The 18,173-nt window shown below is 46.4% G+C and carries 11 protein-coding genes and 1 pseudogene; 5 read left to right on the plus strand and 7 right to left on the minus strand.

Annotation, left to right across the window (positions count from 1 at the left end):
• Window positions 1-88 precede the first annotated feature (88 nt).
• The 4 genes from SHAL_RS18525 (at window position 89) to SHAL_RS18540 (ending at window position 8,581) form a co-directional block, all read left to right on the plus strand.
• Window positions 89-634, plus strand: a complete 546-nt coding sequence (locus SHAL_RS18525; RefSeq protein ID WP_083758346.1) for a TIGR04211 family SH3 domain-containing protein — start codon at window positions 89-91, stop codon at window positions 632-634.
• Between the two features lie 538 nt (window positions 635-1,172).
• A complete protein-coding gene (putA, locus tag SHAL_RS18530) occupies window positions 1,173-4,367 on the plus strand; it encodes a bifunctional proline dehydrogenase/L-glutamate gamma-semialdehyde dehydrogenase PutA (protein ID WP_012278646.1) in 3,195 nt (1,064 codons plus the stop codon).
• A 353-nt stretch (window positions 4,368-4,720) separates the two neighbouring features.
• The gene (locus SHAL_RS18535; RefSeq protein WP_012278647.1) at window positions 4,721-6,601 is read left to right on the plus strand and encodes a methyl-accepting chemotaxis protein; all 1,881 of its coding nucleotides are present in this window, start codon (window positions 4,721-4,723) and stop codon (window positions 6,599-6,601) included.
• A gap of 99 nt (window positions 6,602-6,700) precedes the next feature.
• Entirely contained in the window at window positions 6,701-8,581 is a 1,881-nt protein-coding gene (locus SHAL_RS18540) for a methyl-accepting chemotaxis protein (protein WP_041416116.1), read from the plus strand.
• A gap of 93 nt (window positions 8,582-8,674) precedes the next feature.
• Here SHAL_RS18540 and cydC read toward each other — a convergent pair whose 3' ends face one another.
• From cydC to SHAL_RS23680, 4 genes and pseudogenes are all read right to left on the minus strand, one after another.
• Window positions 8,675-10,414: a heme ABC transporter ATP-binding protein/permease CydC gene (cydC, locus tag SHAL_RS18545; protein ID WP_012278649.1), complete on the minus strand. Its 1,740-nt coding sequence runs from the start codon at window positions 10,412-10,414 to the stop codon at window positions 8,675-8,677.
• Window positions 10,411-12,207 (minus strand): heme ABC transporter permease/ATP-binding protein CydD, encoded by a 1,797-nt coding sequence (gene cydD, locus SHAL_RS18550; protein ID WP_012278650.1) that lies wholly within the window; start codon window positions 12,205-12,207, stop codon window positions 10,411-10,413. The genes cydC and cydD overlap by 4 nt, the downstream gene beginning before the upstream one ends.
• A 368-nt stretch (window positions 12,208-12,575) precedes the next feature.
• Window positions 12,576-12,923 carry a DUF3622 domain-containing protein gene (locus SHAL_RS18555; RefSeq protein ID WP_012278651.1) on the minus strand — a complete coding sequence of 116 codons (348 nt, stop codon included), beginning with the start codon at window positions 12,921-12,923 and terminating at the stop codon, window positions 12,576-12,578.
• A gap of 289 nt (window positions 12,924-13,212) precedes the next feature.
• A pseudogene (locus SHAL_RS23680) lies at window positions 13,213-13,278 on the minus strand (DUF3565 domain-containing protein); the annotation flags it as partial.
• Between the two features lie 334 nt (window positions 13,279-13,612).
• On the opposite strand from SHAL_RS23680, the gene SHAL_RS18560 reads away from it, so the two are divergent.
• Entirely contained in the window at window positions 13,613-15,091 is a 1,479-nt protein-coding gene (locus tag SHAL_RS18560; protein ID WP_012278652.1) for a DEAD/DEAH box helicase, read from the plus strand.
• Between the two features lie 205 nt (window positions 15,092-15,296).
• Here SHAL_RS18560 and dbpA read toward each other — a convergent pair whose 3' ends face one another.
• From dbpA to SHAL_RS18575, 3 genes are all read right to left on the minus strand, one after another.
• On the minus strand, window positions 15,297-16,706 hold the full coding sequence (gene dbpA, locus SHAL_RS18565) for an ATP-dependent RNA helicase DbpA (protein WP_012278653.1): 1,410 nt from the start codon (window positions 16,704-16,706) through the stop codon (window positions 15,297-15,299).
• A gap of 386 nt (window positions 16,707-17,092) precedes the next feature.
• Entirely contained in the window at window positions 17,093-17,788 is a 696-nt protein-coding gene (locus tag SHAL_RS18570; protein ID WP_012278654.1) for a DUF3313 domain-containing protein, read from the minus strand.
• Window positions 17,789-17,951: 163 nt separating this feature from the next.
• The gene (locus SHAL_RS18575; protein WP_012278655.1) at window positions 17,952-18,170 is read right to left on the minus strand and encodes a YheV family putative zinc ribbon protein; all 219 of its coding nucleotides are present in this window, start codon (window positions 18,168-18,170) and stop codon (window positions 17,952-17,954) included.
• Window positions 18,171-18,173 lie beyond the last annotated feature (3 nt).

Consider the following 18,173-nt stretch of genomic DNA (forward strand, 5'->3'; position numbering starts at 1 on the left):
CATTACCCCCTTTAAATCCCTAGCATGTGGGCTATATTTCGTAGATGAGAATCGATTAGTGTTAAGAATTCTAATTATTGCGGGAATGATGCTACTTTCCCCTTCTTTGCTTGCTGCAAACCAAACGCGCTACATCTCAGATGATGTTTACATCTACCTTCATGGTGGACCTGGAACGCAGTTCCGTATCTTAGGCAGCATTGAAGCTGGCCAACAGGTAACCTCATTAAATGAAACCCAAGGCGATTTCACAAAAGTAGTCGACCATAAAGATCGTGAGGGTTGGATCCAAACTAAAATGCTTAGCGCCAAGCCAAGCCTTCGTGTGCAGCTTCCAGCAATTCAAGCCGAGCTTAAGCAGACTAAAGCCGAGCTAGAAACAGCCTTAAGCAGTAGCGACAGCAATGCTCAAGAGCTTAGCCAAGTGAAGTCTCAACTTGCAACAGCTCAGAAAGCCTTAGACAGCGCGAGTAACGAACGCGATAGCGCTAAAGCAAAGTTAGCCAATATTCAGAAGAACGAGCGTTTCGAGATGTGGCAGCAAGGTGGTTTTATTGCAATCGGTGGTTTACTGCTCGGTATCATCTTAGTTTACTTACCTAAGCCACAGCGTAAGCCTAAGAATCGCTGGTAATCGCTCAGTTGTAATTAAGCAAAACCGTACATGAAAGCCTGTGTTAGCCATACACGGGCTTTTTTATTGCCTGTTATCCGTATTCGCACTTCCCGATTAACCACACTTAACGAATAGTCACACTTCACGATTAGCCACACGGCGAGCAGTGGAAGCAGTGGAAGTAAGGTCATTCACTATTGCTGCAGATACTTTACGGCTCGGTATCATCTTAGTTTACCTGCCTCTAAAAGCAGCCTGACCACAGCACCACAGCGTAAGCCTAATAATCGCTGGTAATAATTCAGTGAAACCGCATATAAAGCCGTTCTGATTAAAACGCTGTGTTATTTTTAATCTTCCCCAATCGCCCACAGCATATGGGCTAGTACTCATTCTAAAAAACCAAAATCAAACGCTAATCACAATAAATATGGCAATATTGTCACGCGTCACATTTTGTGGTTATAATCGGCGCGCGGAGGCCTTAGATTGTATACAAAAATAACAAAGGTTTTGTCGCGACACCTTATCCAAGCAATCAGCCCCTGTGGCCCAGATGGAAGCGATTACTATGTTCAAAGCGAGTGAAGTTCTAGCAGGTCATTATGATTCAGCTAACCTCGATGAGCTGTTTCAAGTCATCACCAATAACTACATAGTCGATGAAGATGAATATCTATCTGAACTAATCAAACTAGTGCCCTCTAGTGATGACGAGATCCAACGCGTCACTAAAAGAGCTCATGATTTGGTAGCCAAAGTTCGCCAATATGACAAAAAAGGCTTAATGGTGGGTATTGATGCCTTCCTGCAGCAATACAGCCTAGAGACACAGGAAGGCATTATTTTAATGTGTCTTGCCGAGGCGCTACTGCGTATTCCAGATGCGGCAACTGCCGACGCGCTAATTGAAGATAAGCTATCGGGCGCTAAATGGGACGAACATTTAAGCAAGAGTGATTCCCTTCTAGTCAACGCATCAACCTGGGGCTTAATGCTAACGGGAAAAATCGTCAAGCTAGACCAAGCTGTTGACGGTAAGCCAAGCAGTCTACTTAATCGCTTAGTCAATAAAGTCGGTGAACCCGTTATCCGTCAAGCCATGCTTGCAGCGATGAAGATCATGGGTAAACAGTTTGTCCTTGGCACCTGTATCAAAGATGGCCTCAAAAACAGTGAAGCTAACCGTAAGCTTGGTTATAGCCACAGTTACGATATGCTTGGCGAAGCCGCTCTGACGAAAGCTGACGCCGACAAGTATTTCACTGAGTACTCTTCAGCAATCGCCGCTCTTGGCGCTCTGAACTATGATGAAACTCAGGCTCCACGCCCAACCATCTCTATCAAGCTATCGGCGCTTCATCCAAGATACGAAGTGGCAAACGAAGATAGAGTGCTCAGCGAGCTGTATGACACACTGATCAAGCTTATTGTGCAGGGTCGTAGCTTAAACGTCGGGATCTCTATCGATGCCGAAGAGATGGATAGACTCGAACTCCACCTAAAGCTGTTTAAAAAGCTCTACAACTCAGAAGCCGCTAAAGGTTGGGGACTTCTAGGTATCATTGTTCAAACCTATGCAAAGCGTGGCTTACCTGTACTTTGTTGGCTCACCCGTCTTGCAAAAGATCAAGGTGATGAGATCCCGGTACGACTCGTTAAAGGCGCCTATTGGGATAGTGAGCTTAAATGGGCTCAGCAAAATGGTGAAGCTGGCTATTCGCTGTTTACCCGCAAAGCGGGTACCGATGTATCTTATCTCGCTTCTGCACGCTACCTACTGTCTGATGTAACTCGCGGGGCCATTTACCCACAGTTTGCTACTCATAACGCCCAATCGGTTGCCGTGATCATGGATATGGCAGGTGATCGCCTCTACGAGTTCCAACGTCTACATGGCATGGGCCAAGAGCTGTACGATACACTGCTGGCCGAGTGTCCTACGACCCGGATCCGTATCTATGCCCCTATCGGTGAACATAAAGAACTACTCCCCTACCTAGTACGCCGCTTATTAGAGAATGGGGCTAACACCTCATTTGTTCATAAGCTTGTCGACCCTAAGGTGCCAATTGAGTCTCTCGTGGTTCACCCACTGACGACCTTGAAAAAATACAAGACACTTTCAAATAACAAGATTGTTCAGCCAGCCGATATCTTTGGCCCATCGCGTAAAAACTCCAAGGGACTCAATATGAACATCATCTCTGAATCAGAGCCGTTCTTCGCTGCACTAGACAAGTTTAAAGACGCCACTTGGAATGCGGGCCCGCTGGTTAACGGTGAGACCCTAGCAGGCGAAACCAAAGAGGTAGTGAGTCCATTCGACACCACACAAGTGGTGGGTAAAATTGCTTTTGCTAACAACCAAGCGGTTGAACAAGCCCTTGCAAGCGCTAAGGCCGCCTTCCCAAACTGGTGCAATACACCAGTAGAAGTGCGTGCTAGTGCCTTACAAAAGCTTGCCGATCTACTTGAAGAGAATCGTGAAGAACTCATCGTGCTCTGCACCCGTGAAGCGGGTAAGAGTATTCAAGATGGTATCGATGAAGTGCGTGAAGCCGTGGATTTCTGCCGTTATTACGCCATTCAAGCTAAGAAGATGATGGCTAAGCCTGAGCTGCTTCCAGGCCCAACGGGTGAGCTCAATGAGCTGTTCTTGCAAGGGCGTGGCATCTTCGTCTGTATCAGCCCATGGAACTTCCCATTAGCTATCTTCATAGGACAAGTGGCTGCAGCTCTAGCGGCTGGTAACACTGTTGTGGCAAAACCAGCCGAGCAAACATCGATCGTTGGTTACCGAGCGACTCAGCTCGCTCACGAGGCGGGCATTCCTAAAGAAGTACTACAGTTCCTTCCCGGTACCGGTGCCACAGTCGGTGCCGCGATTACTGCCGATGAGCGTATCGGTGGCGTTTGCTTTACTGGCTCTACGGGCACAGCCAAGCTAATTAACCGTACATTGGCGATGCGTGAGGGTGCTATCATCCCACTTATCGCTGAAACGGGTGGCCAAAATGCCATGGTGGTCGATTCAACATCACAGCCAGAGCAAGTGGTTCACGATATTATTGACTCATCATTCACCAGCGCAGGCCAGCGATGCTCAGCCCTTCGCGTACTCTTCTTGCAAGAAGATATAGCCGACCGGGTACTCGATGTGATGCAGGGGGCAATGGAAGAGTTGAGCATTGGCGATCCCGGTTTAGTTAAAACCGACGTTGGCCCAGTTATCGATGCCACCGCCAAAGCGAACCTTAATGCCCATATCGACCATATTAAGCAGGTCGGCACCTTGCTAAATCAGCTAGAGTTGCCAGCGGGCACCGAGAATGGTCACTTTGTGGCACCGACTGCGGTAGAGATTGATTCTATCAAGGTGCTGGATAAAGAGCATTTCGGCCCTATCCTGCACGTGATCCGTTACAAGGCGTCTGAGCTTGATAAAGTCATCGATGAGATCAACTCGACAGGTTTTGGTTTGACTTTAGGCATCCACAGCCGCAACGAAGGTCACGCCCTCGACCTTGCAAGTAGAGTGAATGTGGGTAACGTCTATATTAACCGTAACCAGATTGGCGCGGTTGTTGGCGTACAGCCATTCGGCGGACAGGGCCTATCGGGCACAGGTCCAAAGGCTGGCGGCCCACACTACCTGACTCGCTTTGTCACCGAAAAGACCCGCACCAACAATATTACTGCGATTGGCGGTAATGCAACCTTGCTATCACTCGGTGATAGCGAGGAGTAGCGCTAGCGAGCGCACGCGAAGGTGCGCTGAAATATGAACTTGCTAGAAAGCCGATTGTATTGCAGTCGGCTTTTATTTTGCTGGTTGCTTGGATTGAAGTTTTTCCCCTAAAAGCTAATTCACAAGTTTGAGTTTTCATGTATTAAATCCACCTCTTTAACGAAATAAACACATGAGTACGCACTGGTACTTTATTATTTGAGACAAGCCTCTCATTTATCATGATATTGATATACATGCTTAAAACATTTGCTCTATAATTCAGCGGTTTTCACGCTCTCGTTTACTCTACTCTTGTATGATTTCTTAGCCTAATAGGCTGGTTAAACGCAATTTTATTAGTGATAAATAAAATGACCCTTACGATAAAACACAAAATTCAACTTGCCGTTTTAGTGACGATCCTTGCCATCAGTACCACCTTGGCAACGCTTTCAACCCGTCAACTCACCCAAGATACTGAGATGGCAATTTCAGCTCGTTTCCAGCTGCAAGCTGAAGCTGTAAGTAATAATATCTTCAGCTGGTTAGAAGATAAGAAGCGCATCGTTAAGGCTAACGAATCCCGTATAAAACAGGGCTTAGACAGCGATAGAGAGTTATGGTTATCTATCAATAGCGGCGGTTTTATCGACGTATATGCAGGCTTTGATACCGGCGATATCATCTCTGGTGATAAAAGCCAGCCTTGGCCAGACGATTATGAACCTCGCTCTCGTCCTTGGTACACTCAGGCTTATAACAGCCATGAGATGATCATCACCCCACCCTATATCGATATTACCGGCGCTGCAGTGGTGACATTAGCTCAGCGTTTTAATGGTGCGATGAACGGTGTTATCGCTGCCGACTTGAGTATCGGTTACATAACAGAGCAGATTAATAACCTGCAGAGCCAGAACGCAGGCTTCGCCTTCCTACTGGATGAAAACAATAAGGTCCTCGCCTTTAGAGATAGTAGCTACGCTCAACAAGATGCCAGCCGTCTCGCACAAACACTGACGCCATCAAACATTGATAATATTCGCAACAACGGCGAAATCAACACTATCGAGTGGCAAGACGGTAAAGAGAAGCTTATCCGTTTGACCCATCTAAAGGGCACTAACTGGACACTGGGTTTAGTTGAGGATAAAAACCTTGCTTATCAAATGATTGAGCAGCAAGTGATCAATCAGCTTATGGTGATTGCAGTGCTTGCATTCATCATTTTGGTTATCGCGTCTTTCATCGTTAACCAGATGTTCAAGCCGCTGCAGCAACTCACTGATGCAATTGAAACCTTATCCAAAGGCGATGGCGATCTTACCCAACGATTTGCCGCGAATAAACAAGATGAAATAGGCTTGCTCGAAGCGCACATGAACCGCTTCCTTGAGAGCCTGCAGCAGATGATTAAAGCGATCTCTAGCGATGCCGAGCAGCTAATCAAGCAGATCCATGAGTCTTCAGACATCGCATCTAAAGCCAGCGCAGGCGTGAATGGTCAGCATCAAGACGTGGATCAAATTGCTACGGCTATCCATGAGATGTCAGCAACCGCAAGTGAAGTGGCTAACCATGCAGAAATGACCGCTAATGCGGCGCAAGTATCTACTCTGGCTTGTGTTGAGGGTAATGAGGTTATCATTAAGAGCAGCGACTCTATCGAACTTCTGTCAGAGCAGCTAGGCGACGCCTCCAAGGTAGTTTCCGCTCTCGAACAGAACGCCACCGAGATCAACCAGATCCTATCAACCATTCAAGCGATTGCCGAGCAAACGAATCTACTTGCCTTAAATGCTGCTATCGAAGCGGCACGAGCCGGAGAGCAAGGCCGCGGCTTTGCCGTGGTGGCCGATGAAGTACGAGTACTGAGTCATCGCACCCAAGATTCTACCGAAGAGATCAGGGCGATGATCGCCACTCTGCAACAAAATAGCCAGCAGGCGGTCTCTTCGATGGCATCGAGTACCGATATTGCCAAGTCGAGTGTGACCTTTGCTAACCAAGCAAAAGATAGCCTAGAGCGCATCACCAACTCCATCACTGAAATCTCCGATATGGCGACTCAGATTGCGAGTGCCGCAGAGGAGCAACGCGCGGTTACTGAGGATATCAGCCGTAATACCCAGGCGATTAGCGATACTTCAAATGAGCTATCGAATCAAACTCAAGAGGTCAGTGACAACGCACAGATGATGTTGCAAACCTCTGGAGAGCTAAGCGATCGAGTATCGCGCTTCAAAATTTAACCCTTAATTGTCGTTAAAGCTCTATAAATAAAGCCCTATAAATTGTAGGGCTTTATAGATTGATGCTCGTTCGACTTGATTTTATAAATGATAATAAAAATGAACCTTACAATTAAGCACAAGATACAACTCGCCGTTTTAGTCGTGATAGTAACAATAACGACAACTCTCGCCCTTATCGCTAGCAAGCAACTCAAGCTGCAAACCGAACAAGCCATCTCGACTCGGTTCGCACTACAATCCGAAGCGCTCAACAATAATATTTTCAGCTGGTTAGAGAGTAAGAAACATATTATCGATGCCAATGAGGCCCGCTTAAGGAGTGGCAGTAGCGATGATGGTGAATTTACGCTAAGTATCCAAGCCGGCGGCTTTATCAACCTGTATATGGGCTTAGAAAGTGGGCTCGTGATCTCTGGCAATAAAAGTGTTGAGATCCCAGCAGACTTTGATGGCCGGACTCGTCCTTGGTATCAAGGTGCTTACAACAGCCATGAGATCATCACCACCCAGCCTTATGTGGATCTTTCTGGTGATACCGTAGTGACCTTGGCCAAACGCTTTAATGGGGAAATCAATGGCGTGCTGGCAGCAGACCTCAGTATCGCTTACATCACCCAGCAGGTAGCCGCTGTGAATATTGCCAATTCGGGGTTTGCTTTCTTGCTCGATGAAAACAACAAAGTTCTCGCCTTTAGAGATGGCAGCTACGCCCAACAAGATGCGAGCCGCTTTGCTCGCAGCCTGACTCACTCAAACATCTCGACTCTGCAAAGCAGCGGCGACATCACGACCCTAGAGTGGCAAGACGGCACTGAAAAGCTATTACGTTTAACGAAGCTACAGGGGACCGACTGGACCCTAGGCTTAGTCGAAGATAAAGCGCTTGCCTATGAAGCGATAACGGAACAGATCCAGCAGTCTTTGATTGCGGTGATTATTCTTGCCATCATGATTTTGATTATCGCCTCTGTGATCGTCAATCATATGTTTAAACCGCTGCAGCAACTCACCAGTGCCATCGAGACCCTGTCCAATGGTGATGGTGACTTAACCCAGCGATTCTCTGCTCACCGTCACGATGAAATAGGCATGCTTGAACGTCATATGAATCGGTTCCTTGAAAGCTTACAGCTGATGATCAAAGCGATCTCTAATGACACTGAACAGCTCATCAAACAGATCCATGAGTCATCTGATATCGCGGTAAAAGCCAGTAATGGCGTCAATGGCCAGCATCAAGATCTCGATCAGATTGCCACCGCGATCCATGAGATGTCGGCTACTGCGGCTGAAGTGGCCAATCATGCTGAGATGACAGCCAACGCGGCGCAGGTATCAACCCAAGCTTGCATCGATGGCAATGAGGTCATTAGCAAAAATAGCGAGTCTATCGAACAGCTATCGCTACAACTGGATGACGCTTCACGAGTGGTATCGGCGCTTGAGGGCAATGCCACCGAGATCAATAAGATCCTCTCAACCATTCAGGCTATCGCCGAACAAACGAACCTGCTAGCACTCAATGCTGCCATTGAAGCGGCGCGGGCAGGAGAACAGGGTAGAGGCTTTGCCGTAGTGGCCGACGAAGTTCGGGTACTGAGTCATCGTACTCAAGATTCAACCGAAGAGATCCGTGCGATGATCGCCACTTTGCAGCAGAACAGTCAGCAAGCTGTCGCCTCGATGTCATCAAGTACTGATATCGCTAATACCAGTGTTGAATTTGCCAATCAGGCAAAGCAAAGCTTAATGTGCATCACGGATTCAATCACCGAAATTACCGATATGGCGACACAGATCGCCAGTGCAGCTGAGGAGCAGCGTGCAGTCTCGGACGATATTAGTCGCAATACTCAAGCGATTAGCGATACCTCCCACCTATTGTCGTCGCAAACCCAAGAGGTGAGCGATAATGCCCAGCAGATGCTGCAGACCTCAAGTGGCTTAAGTGAGCGAGTTTCTCGCTTTAAGATCTAAGCCAAGCCCTCAATAAAAAAAGCCCTGAGACTTCAGGGCTTTTTATTCGCTTTCATTTCGACTCAGGCTCAGTACACTCTTCGTCGATTGCAATTAGCCTAAACGCTGGTACAAGCTGGCGTAATAGTCATCTGAGCTGAGTAACTGGCTATGATTGCCACTGACACGAATCGCACCTTGTTCCATTAAATGAATCGCATCCATCTTGTTCATGGCGGTTAAGCGGTGGCTGATCATCAACATGGTCTTGCCCTCGGCGAATTCGAATAACAGACGTAAAATTTCACGCTCGGTGCGTTTATCTAGACCTTCGGTTGGCTCATCGAGTAGTAAGATTGGCGCATCACGTAACAAGGCTCTAGCCACACCGATACGGCGCTGCTCACCACCGGACAGCTGCCTACCGCCCTCACCAATCCAAGTATCTAAGGGCTTTTCAGCTTGCAACAAACTCTGTAAACCAACCTTTTGCAGCACGGCAATTAGCTTATCATCATCTTTGCGGGTTGCCCCTTCAATGGCTAAGGCTAAGTTGTCACGTAAACTGCCACTGAACAGATAAATACGCTGACTGACCACAGACATAGATTGACGCAGTTGTTGCTCGGTATACTCGCTTGCATCAAGGCCATCAATACAAACTTGGCCTTTATTTGGCAACCACTCTCTAGTCAGTAAAGATAATAGACTCGATTTACCGCAACCCGTTTGCCCAAGTAACGCCACCTTTTGACCCGCAGGGATCTTGAGGTTTAGCCCATCTAGCACAGCTTGATTGTCGGCATAACCAAACTCAATATCGTTAAACTCAATGTTTCCTGCTGATATTTCTGCCGTCTGGCTTGATTTAAAGGTCACGCTCGGCGTTTGTTCAACCACCTCATTTAGCCTTGTCGCCGCAGAAGTACAGGCTGACAGATGCTGAAAAGCGCCAGCTAGCGGCATCATCATCTCTATGGTTGCCATGGTTAAAAAGACCATCATCGCCAACTTGGGCCCTGGTGGTACAGAACTGCCGACACCGGAGGCCGCTAAATACAACATAAGTACGACTGCGAAGCCATGGCACAAAATCAAACACGCTTGGCTTAGTGCGGTGACTCGATTCATCACATTTTGGCTATTTATCATCAGGCTTTGTGCTTGATTAAGCCTGTCTCTATAGACTTTTTGTGCGCCGAACAGAGTGAGCTCCGCTTGCCCTTGTAGGTACTCAAGTAACTGTACTCGCAGCGCTCGCTTGGTTTCTAACTGAGCGATACCAGGTTTACGCCCGAGGAAATAGAAGCTCATTGGCAGCAATAGCCAAACTGCAAGCAATACGCTACATAGCGTGCGGGCAAGCTCTGGGTCGAAGTGACCCACAAAGAAGTATAAGGCCAGCATCATCAATAGCGATGCCGCTAACGGCGTGATTAACCTAAGATACAAATGATCTAAGGTATCGATATCAGCAACTAGACGATTAAGTAGATCGCCGTGACGAACGCCCTGTAGATTCTTAGCGCTAAGTGGCAGTAATTTATTCCATACCCAGCAGCGTAAATCCGTCAGCAAGCTAAAGGTAGCTTCATGTGTTGCGAGGCGCTCACCATAACGGCTTGCGGTGCGTACAATCGATAAAAAGCGCACTCCACCTGCTGGCGAAAAGTAGTTAAAAGTCTGCGCCGTTAACACGGTTAAACCTGCGACCGCTGCGGCAGATAAAAACCAGCCCGACAAAGACAACAAGCCAATACCGGCCATTAACGTAGTCACACTTAAAAACAGGCCAATAAACATCATAAACCATTGGCTTTTGAAGCGTTTGATATAGGGCAATAGCGCTCTCATGACTTATCTCCCATAAGCTCTGCTGAGCCAACATCAAACTCGCTCAGGCTCGTCGCTTCATCAAGCATCTGCTTAAAAGTGCCCAGCTGAGTGACAAGCTCGTTATATTTACCTTGCTGTACGATTAAACCGTTATCTATCACCAAAACCTTATCCATTGCACTCAGGTTCTCTAGCCTATGGGTGACCATCACACACGCCACGCCTTGCATCGCTTGGGTCAGTGTCGATTGTACCGCTTGCTCACTTAAGCTATCTAAGCTAGCGGTTGGCTCATCGAGAATAAACAATTTAGCTTGTTGACCCAGTGCACGAGCAAGGGCTATTCGCTGCGCTTGACCAACCGACAGCCCTGCTGTTTGCTCTTGGATTGGATACGCTAATCCAAGGGGTTGCTGCTGAACAAAATCTAAAATCTGTGCCTTGTCTAACAAGTTATAAATAGCCTCATCAGATAGCTCTCGCCCCATGGCAACATTGTCACGCAAACTGCCATGAAACAGCTGCGGCTCTTGCCCGAGCCATGCCAGATGCTTGCGCCAATCATCGCGTGCTAATTCTCTTAACTCTATCCCTGAGATTTTAAGCTGTCCCTGATACGGCAAGAAACCGAGCAAGGCGTTGAGCAAACTAGTTTTACCGGCACCACTTGGGCCAACGATGGCGACATGTTCATTAGCTTTAATCTGGAAACTAACAGGTCCGAGTAACAAACTGCCATCTAGGCTATAGACAGATAAGTCTTTAGCTTCAATCTCAATCTTGTCATTAATTTGCTTGTCGCCAACCTGTTGCTCGGTTGGGTGGTCGAGCAAGGCCATCAACTCTTCTGCCGCGCCAATAGCCTGTGCTTTGGCGTGATAATGAGTGCCCATGTCTCTGAGAGGCTGATAAAACTCTGGCGCTAAGATCAACACAAACAAACCGGTAAACAAACTGATTGAAACGCCATAATGACCAAAGTTCAGATGGTCTAAATAGCTAAAACCAAAGTAAACCGCCAATACAGCGATAGATACCGCAGCAAAAAACTCCAGTACCGCAGAGCTTAAAAATGCCATGCGCAGCACAGCCATAGTGCGCTCTCTAAACTCTTCTGAGGCCTTCTTAATAACTTTGGCTTCTTTGTCGCCCTGGTTGAATAACTTGAGGGTAGATAAGCCTTTTAACCGATCCATAAAGTGGCCGCTTAAACGTGCTAGCGCGCTAAAATTCTTACGGTTAGCATCGGCAGCCCCCATGCCAACTAAAATCATAAACATAGGGATAAGCGGTGCTGTGGCCAATAAAATAAGCCCCGCTGCCCAGTTGATAGGAAATACCGCAACCAAGATTATCAATGGAATGAAGCCCGCCAGCACCACTTGTGGCAGGTAACGGGCATAAAAATCTTGTAGATCTTCTACTTGCTCCAGCACTATGCTGGCCCAGCTTCCCGCGGGCTTACCTTTTATAAAGGCTGGCCCGAGTAGCGCTAACTTATCGAGCACCGCGGCGCGCATCTGTACTCTTAACCTAGCACCCGCCTGAAAACTGGCACGCTCTCGTGCAAAGGCTAACACCCCACGCACAACCGTCAGTAGTAGCAGTGCCCAAAAGTGCTCGATAAAATCGGACTTAGGCAGATCATCAATAATGATCCCTTGTAGAACGGTTGCGATAAGCCACGCCTGACACATCAAGCTTAGCCCGGTTAATACACCGAAAAAAACCGACAAATTCAGATAAAAGCCACAAGCTTTTTTCTGCAGTTTTAGCCATTGAGTAAGCTTTTTTTCTACTGTTTTATCCATGTGATTCCAGACTAAGGGCAACTAGGGAATGAGTTGATGCTTTGCATCTCTGCTAATTGGCGTTCTGTAGGTTATTTAAAGACTTTGACGCAAAGCCTAAGTTCAATTGCGTTTGCAGCAAAAAATAAGAATGCATTTCAATACTGCCTGAGTATCGCAGGCATTAATCGCAGAATAAACTGCCGTTGATGTAAATGTTATCGGACTCACAAAAATTGAGCTAGATCAATAAATCAAGGGAGGGGCTATAGACAAGAATAGCGTTTCAGACACAAAAAAACCGCACTAAGCCTGGCTCACTGCGGTTTAAAGTTTGATTTAGAACCCGCTAAATCAACTAGCGACATACATCGCTATAGATAGTCAAATTAACGTTCTGCGTCAGACTCGTAATCTGAGTTATCTTCATCAAAGTCACGGCTTGACTCTGCAGAATCGCGTGCACTGCGCCACACCTCTGCTGCAAGTTCTTTAGCATCAGCAGCTTCATTACGTTCTTCACGTGCCTTAGCTTTACGCTCGTTACGCTTAATCAAGTTTTCTAAGAATGACTTAAGCTCAGTCTCGCCCCAAGCTTGCGCTTCAGCTTCAGTAGCAAAACCTTTCTTGCTCTTAGAAACGACAATCTTTCTCGCTGTTTGACGACGAGTGATTTGGCCAGTCCAAGTTGCGCCATCTGCTACTACGCGAAAATCATACTTCTTAGTTTGTGTCATGTTACTTTTTATCCTAACAATAATTCTAATACTTGAGCCAAACACACTATTGGGCCGAGCAAACCTATTAAATATAGGTCAAATCGCCAACGTTATTGGTGGGCTCAATCAATACGCAAGAGCAACGTTCTAAACATCACTCTCACGTTCATAATTCTGTTTGTAATCCGCACAGCCAATGATCACCTTACATCGCCATACGCTTTACTTCATTCCCGACTCTAAATGCACATAGCTTACAATTGAGCTTATAACCAAGCATGGCATTTCTGCCCTCTTGCTCTGTTACTCAGCCTCGTTGCTCCCATGGAGGACGATGGCGAACATGCTGAGTATGACGGCAAGACAAATCGGCAACCTAATGCAGGGGCGCGAGATTAACACATGCAGCGCTGATACAACATCTTTTAATCGCCCAAAAATCACACAATCGATGTTTTTTTTCAAAATTAACTAACTTCAGTGCGTAACAGTTATCAATCCCCCCCAATACCTCAAGCCTAAAACCCATTTAGTGCCATACTCCATGTAAGATTAGCAGGCTTGATTATTTAGTCAGTGATTGCTTATTAATTAGCGCTTTTTAAGCAGATCCTGTAAGCTGCACGGCCGCCAGCATCCGCAGGCCCCCTAAAACCGCTGCCAGTCGTACTTTAACGCCTATTTCGCAGCCGAAATGAGACCTATCTATGAGTTTTGCCTCACTGGGCTTATCAGCCCAAATTTTGAAAGCCGTTGCCAACAAAGGTTATGACACTCCTTCACCTATTCAGGCACAAGCAATTCCAGCCGTACTTGAAGGTAAAGACGTGATGGCCGCTGCGCAGACTGGTACAGGTAAAACAGCAGGCTTTACCCTGCCATTGCTAGAGCTACTTTCAAAAGGCACTAAGGCGCCAGCAAAACAAGTACGCGCATTGGTATTAACACCAACACGTGAGTTAGCCGCTCAGATTGGTGAGAGTGTTGAAGTCTATGGCCAGTTTTTACCTCTAAAATCTGCGGTAATATTTGGTGGCGTTGGCATTGGCCCACAAATTACTAAACTTAACCGCGGCGTTGATATCCTAGTTGCTACACCGGGCCGTTTACTCGATCTATACAATCAACGTGCAGTGAGCTTTAGCCAGCTTGAAGTGTTAGTACTCGATGAAGCTGACCGCATGCTAGACATGGGCTTTATTCACGATATCAAGAAAATATTAGCAATATTACCCGCTAAGCGTCAGAACCTAATGTTCTCTGCAACTTTCTCTGATGACATTCGTCAACTAGCCAAAGGCTTAGTTAACAATCCTGTTGAGATCTCTGTCACGCCACGTAATGCAACAGCAAACACGGTAAAACAGTGGATTTGCCCAGTCGATCATGGCCAGAAAGTAGCCGTCTTAATTGAACTCATTAAACAAAATGACTGGCAACAAGTATTGGTATTTAGCCGTACTAAGCACGGTGCAAACCGTCTTGCCAAAAACCTTGAGGCGAAAGGTATTACTGCAGCTGCAATTCACGGCAACAAGAGTCAAGGCGCAAGAACCAAAGCGTTGGCTGACTTTAAGAGTGGAGCAGTTCGAGTACTTGTGGCAACTGACATTGCTGCACGTGGCCTTGATATCGACCAGCTACCTCAAGTTGTTAACTTTGATTTACCAAATGTTCCAGAAGATTACGTACATCGTATCGGTCGTACCGGCCGTGCAGGTGCTTCCGGTCATGCGGTATCGTTAGTTAGCAGTGAAGAGATTAAGCTACTGCGTGATATTGAGTTACTGATCAAACAGAACTTAGAGCGACGCCCAGTAGAAGGTTTTGAGCCAACTCACAGCTTGCCAGAAACCGATCTGACCGGTAAGTCTCATGGCCAGAATAAAGGTCCACGCAACAGTGGTAATCAAAGTCGTGGTAACGGACGCTCTCGCAGCCCAAATTCAGGTGGAGCTGGCAACAAACCTCCTCAACGCCGTCAAAGCAATGGCCAAACTAATAGCCAAAACAGCAACGATGGTGCTAAAACTGAACATAGAGACGGTCAACGTAGTGGTGAAATGGCTCGCGGCCACCAGCCAAGCCCGAATTCACAACCAAGTAAGCCTCGACGTCAACGTCGCCCTAACGCTAATAACAGCAATGCTAATAGAAGCGCCAATAAGCCAAGTCAAAATAGCTAAGCGCTAAACCAGCTAATGGGTCTTGGCATAAGTGCTCCAGGCACAAATACCAAGACTAGCCATCGGTTTTTGTATTAGCGCCCTTGGTATAAATGTTCCAAACACAAATACCAAGACTAGCCATCCATGGGTCTTGGCATAAGTGCTCCAGGCACAAAAAAGCAGCGCCTAAGCGCTGCTTTTTTATACCTGAAGTAAAATGCGTTTAACGCATTTCCCATGCACGGTATGAACGGCCCTTTAGCTTGCCGTTGGTAATTTTATGCAGGGCTTTTTTCGCCACTTTACGGTTAACAGCAACATAAGATCGCATATCGGTGATCTTAATCTTACCGACTTCACTTCCCTCAATACCATCTTCGCCAGTCAATGCGCCAAGAATGTCACCAGGACGTAGTTTCTGCTTTTTACCACCATCAATTTGTAAGGTGATCATTACAGGTTGTACCGGGAAGGTATCTAACAGATTTTCAGGCGGTAGTGCCTCGTTAACAATATCGCGCTCTAAATAATCTTCAAGTAACGCAATCTTGTAGCCATCTTCGTCACTATAAAAAGTGTGCGCTGAACCTTTGCTACCCGCACGGCCTGTACGGCCAATACGGTGAATATGTACTTCAGTGTCATAAGCAACATGATAGTTAATTACCGCATCGAGGGCGTCGATATCAAGACCACGCGCAGCAACATCAGTTGCCACCATGATAGACACACTCTTATTGGCAAACTGCAATAAGGTTTGGTCTCTATCTCTTTGCTCTAAATCACCGTGTAGAGCAACAACGCTAAAGCCGTCATTCTTCAACTGGGCAGCAACATCTTTCGTTTCACGCTTGGTATTACAAAATACCACCGCGCTTTCAGGGCGGTATTGCAGTAACAATAACTTTAGCGCACGCATGCGATCGTTATTATTACCCACTTCATAGAAGTGTTGTTCAATCGTACTTGTTGCATGACTAGAAGCCACTTTAACCATGACAGGTTTGAACATGATCTTATCGGCAATAGACTGGATCTGCTCAGGGAATGTTGCGCTAAATAGTAACGTCTGACGCTCTATTGGCATGCGCTCCATGATGCCTTCAAGTTCAACCTGAAAGCCCATCTCTAACATGCGGTCGGCTTCATCAAGCACTAAAGTATGTACGTTTTCTAGATCTAAGCGGCCGCGATCTAAGTGATCGATGATACGGCCTGGAGTACCAACAATGATGTGCGCGCCATGTTCTAACGAGCCAATTTGTGGACCCATTGGCACACCGCCACAAAGAGTCAGCACTTTAATGTTATGGATGCCACGAGCAAGCGTGCGGATCTCTTTTGCCACTTGATCGGCAAGTTCACGGGTCGGGCACAAAACCAAAGTCTGAATACGAAAACGTTTAACGTCTAATTTGTTCAGTAAGCCCAAACCGAACGCTGCCGTCTTACCCGAGCCCGTCTTTCCTTGGCCAATCACATCTTCGCCATTAAGAATGGCAGGTAAGCTTTGCGCCTGAATAGGCGTCATCGACTCATAACCCATCGTTTTTAGGTTATCGAGTAACTCAACCTTAAGGTTAAGGCTTGAGAATGGCGCTTGGCCATCGGTATTTGGGACTGATTGAGTCAAAGTATCTTTCCTAAGTATTCACTGCTGTTTAGGGCCGTTTCCCCTCTAGGACTCGATACCTTAATCAGGTTCATCAAATCACGCTTGCAGTGATAAAATCATGGTGACAAGGCTCCAAACCATCAGGAGCAAAAGTTGTCGTTTTCTATCGCTATAAATTATAGCGCGCTATTGTAGCAGTTATTCTTTTAGTTGCAGCATATCGAATAAGGATTAGCGTTAAATATGCCTAATTTACTCCGCTTTGCCCCTGTTACGGATACAGCCGCGTTTCATTTTCGTGTAAAAAGCGCATAAAAAAAGCTGGCACAATTGAACCAGCTTTTACAGAGGGACGAATGTGGACAGAGAGGGATAACAGAGGATGTTACCGACAAATGATTGTTCTAGAGTGCTTCGCCACGCAAAGTCGAGCCTAAACGCTCAACCCACCAGTCGACGGCATCTTTTGCATCATCAGTTGAATCAATCATGGTGCTAAAGTCTTTACTACCCGCTTTTCGGTCAATGACGGCAACGATGGGCTTACCCGTTTGCGCATCACTGATCATAAGCTCTATCGTTGCGCTACCTACATTGGTATGTTCGCCTGTCACCACCTTCGAGATACTCGAGATCCCAAGGCCAAAAGGCAGTAGACTGCTGGTAACGGCTAAAATCGGATTAGGAGTTTCAATATTGGTCAGCGCCACACTGACTCTTAAGGTTTTAGCGCTATCACTACTAAGCTGTTCTTGTTCTATGACGTTAAAGCGTTTACTGGCTTTGTTTTTAATCTTACTCACCAAGTAGTGCGACACTTCAACAATATCTTGATCATCTAAATTATCGTATCGAGTCTTATCATCTAACACCAACCAAGCTTGATCGACGATAACATTGTCGTATTGGCCGAGGATATGATTAAGATCTTTGAGACTTTTTATCCCTGGTTGTGCCCAAACCAAATCGCTACCACCTTCAGGGCCAGGTCTAAAGTCATCGAATGAGCTAAACATCTGTGAGTTTCTGTAATCCTGAACGACTCCACAGCCCGTTAATAACAGAGTCATACTCAGAATAAATAATCGTGTGACCATCATTATTGTTACTCGCTTAAACTCTACGCCGACAGTATTGTTAGCGCTAAAGAACAAAGTTTACACGATTTCAAATAAAAAAACAGCAGAACACACAGGTGTACAACTCGCTAGTTAAAGACCGTTTTAGAAGCAAAGTCTAAAAATAAAGAGATACTATTAAGCACTAATCCGGGTTAAACACGCCGATGACTGCACCCGTCGCCTTTTTAGTCACTTTTTTTTCCGTTTGCTGCTCGCGATAATCACACTCGACACACTCAACGGTTTCAATACCATTTTCTTTAAATAACACGATTGACTCTTTTGCCTGACACTTAGGGCACTTAGCGCCAGCAACAAAACGCTTCTTCACTTTTTTAGTTGTATTTGTTGTTATCATCATGAT

The organism is Shewanella halifaxensis HAW-EB4, assembly GCF_000019185.1.
GTDB classification, from domain to species: domain Bacteria; phylum Pseudomonadota; class Gammaproteobacteria; order Enterobacterales; family Shewanellaceae; genus Shewanella; species Shewanella halifaxensis.

Excerpts from the sequence above, each read along its gene's own strand:
- SHAL_RS18525 (WP_083758346.1), top strand. The coding sequence starts at position 89 with ATGCTACTTTCCCCTTCTTTGCTTGCTGCAAACCAAACGCGCTACATC.
- putA (WP_012278646.1), top strand. The coding sequence starts at position 1,173 with ATGGAAGCGATTACTATGTTCAAAGCGAGTGAAGTTCTAGCAGGTCAT.
- SHAL_RS18535 (WP_012278647.1), top strand. The coding sequence starts at position 4,721 with ATGACCCTTACGATAAAACACAAAATTCAACTTGCCGTTTTAGTGACG.
- SHAL_RS18540 (WP_041416116.1), top strand. The coding sequence starts at position 6,701 with ATGAACCTTACAATTAAGCACAAGATACAACTCGCCGTTTTAGTCGTG.
- cydC (WP_012278649.1), bottom strand. The coding sequence starts at position 10,414 with ATGAGAGCGCTATTGCCCTATATCAAACGCTTCAAAAGCCAATGGTTT.
- cydD (WP_012278650.1), bottom strand. The coding sequence starts at position 12,207 with ATGGATAAAACAGTAGAAAAAAAGCTTACTCAATGGCTAAAACTGCAG.
- SHAL_RS18555 (WP_012278651.1), bottom strand. The coding sequence starts at position 12,923 with ATGACACAAACTAAGAAGTATGATTTTCGCGTAGTAGCAGATGGCGCA.
- SHAL_RS18560 (WP_012278652.1), top strand. The coding sequence starts at position 13,613 with ATGAGTTTTGCCTCACTGGGCTTATCAGCCCAAATTTTGAAAGCCGTT.
- SHAL_RS18570 (WP_012278654.1), bottom strand. The coding sequence starts at position 17,788 with ATGATGGTCACACGATTATTTATTCTGAGTATGACTCTGTTATTAACG.
- SHAL_RS18575 (WP_012278655.1), bottom strand. The coding sequence starts at position 18,170 with ATGATGATAACAACAAATACAACTAAAAAAGTGAAGAAGCGTTTTGTT.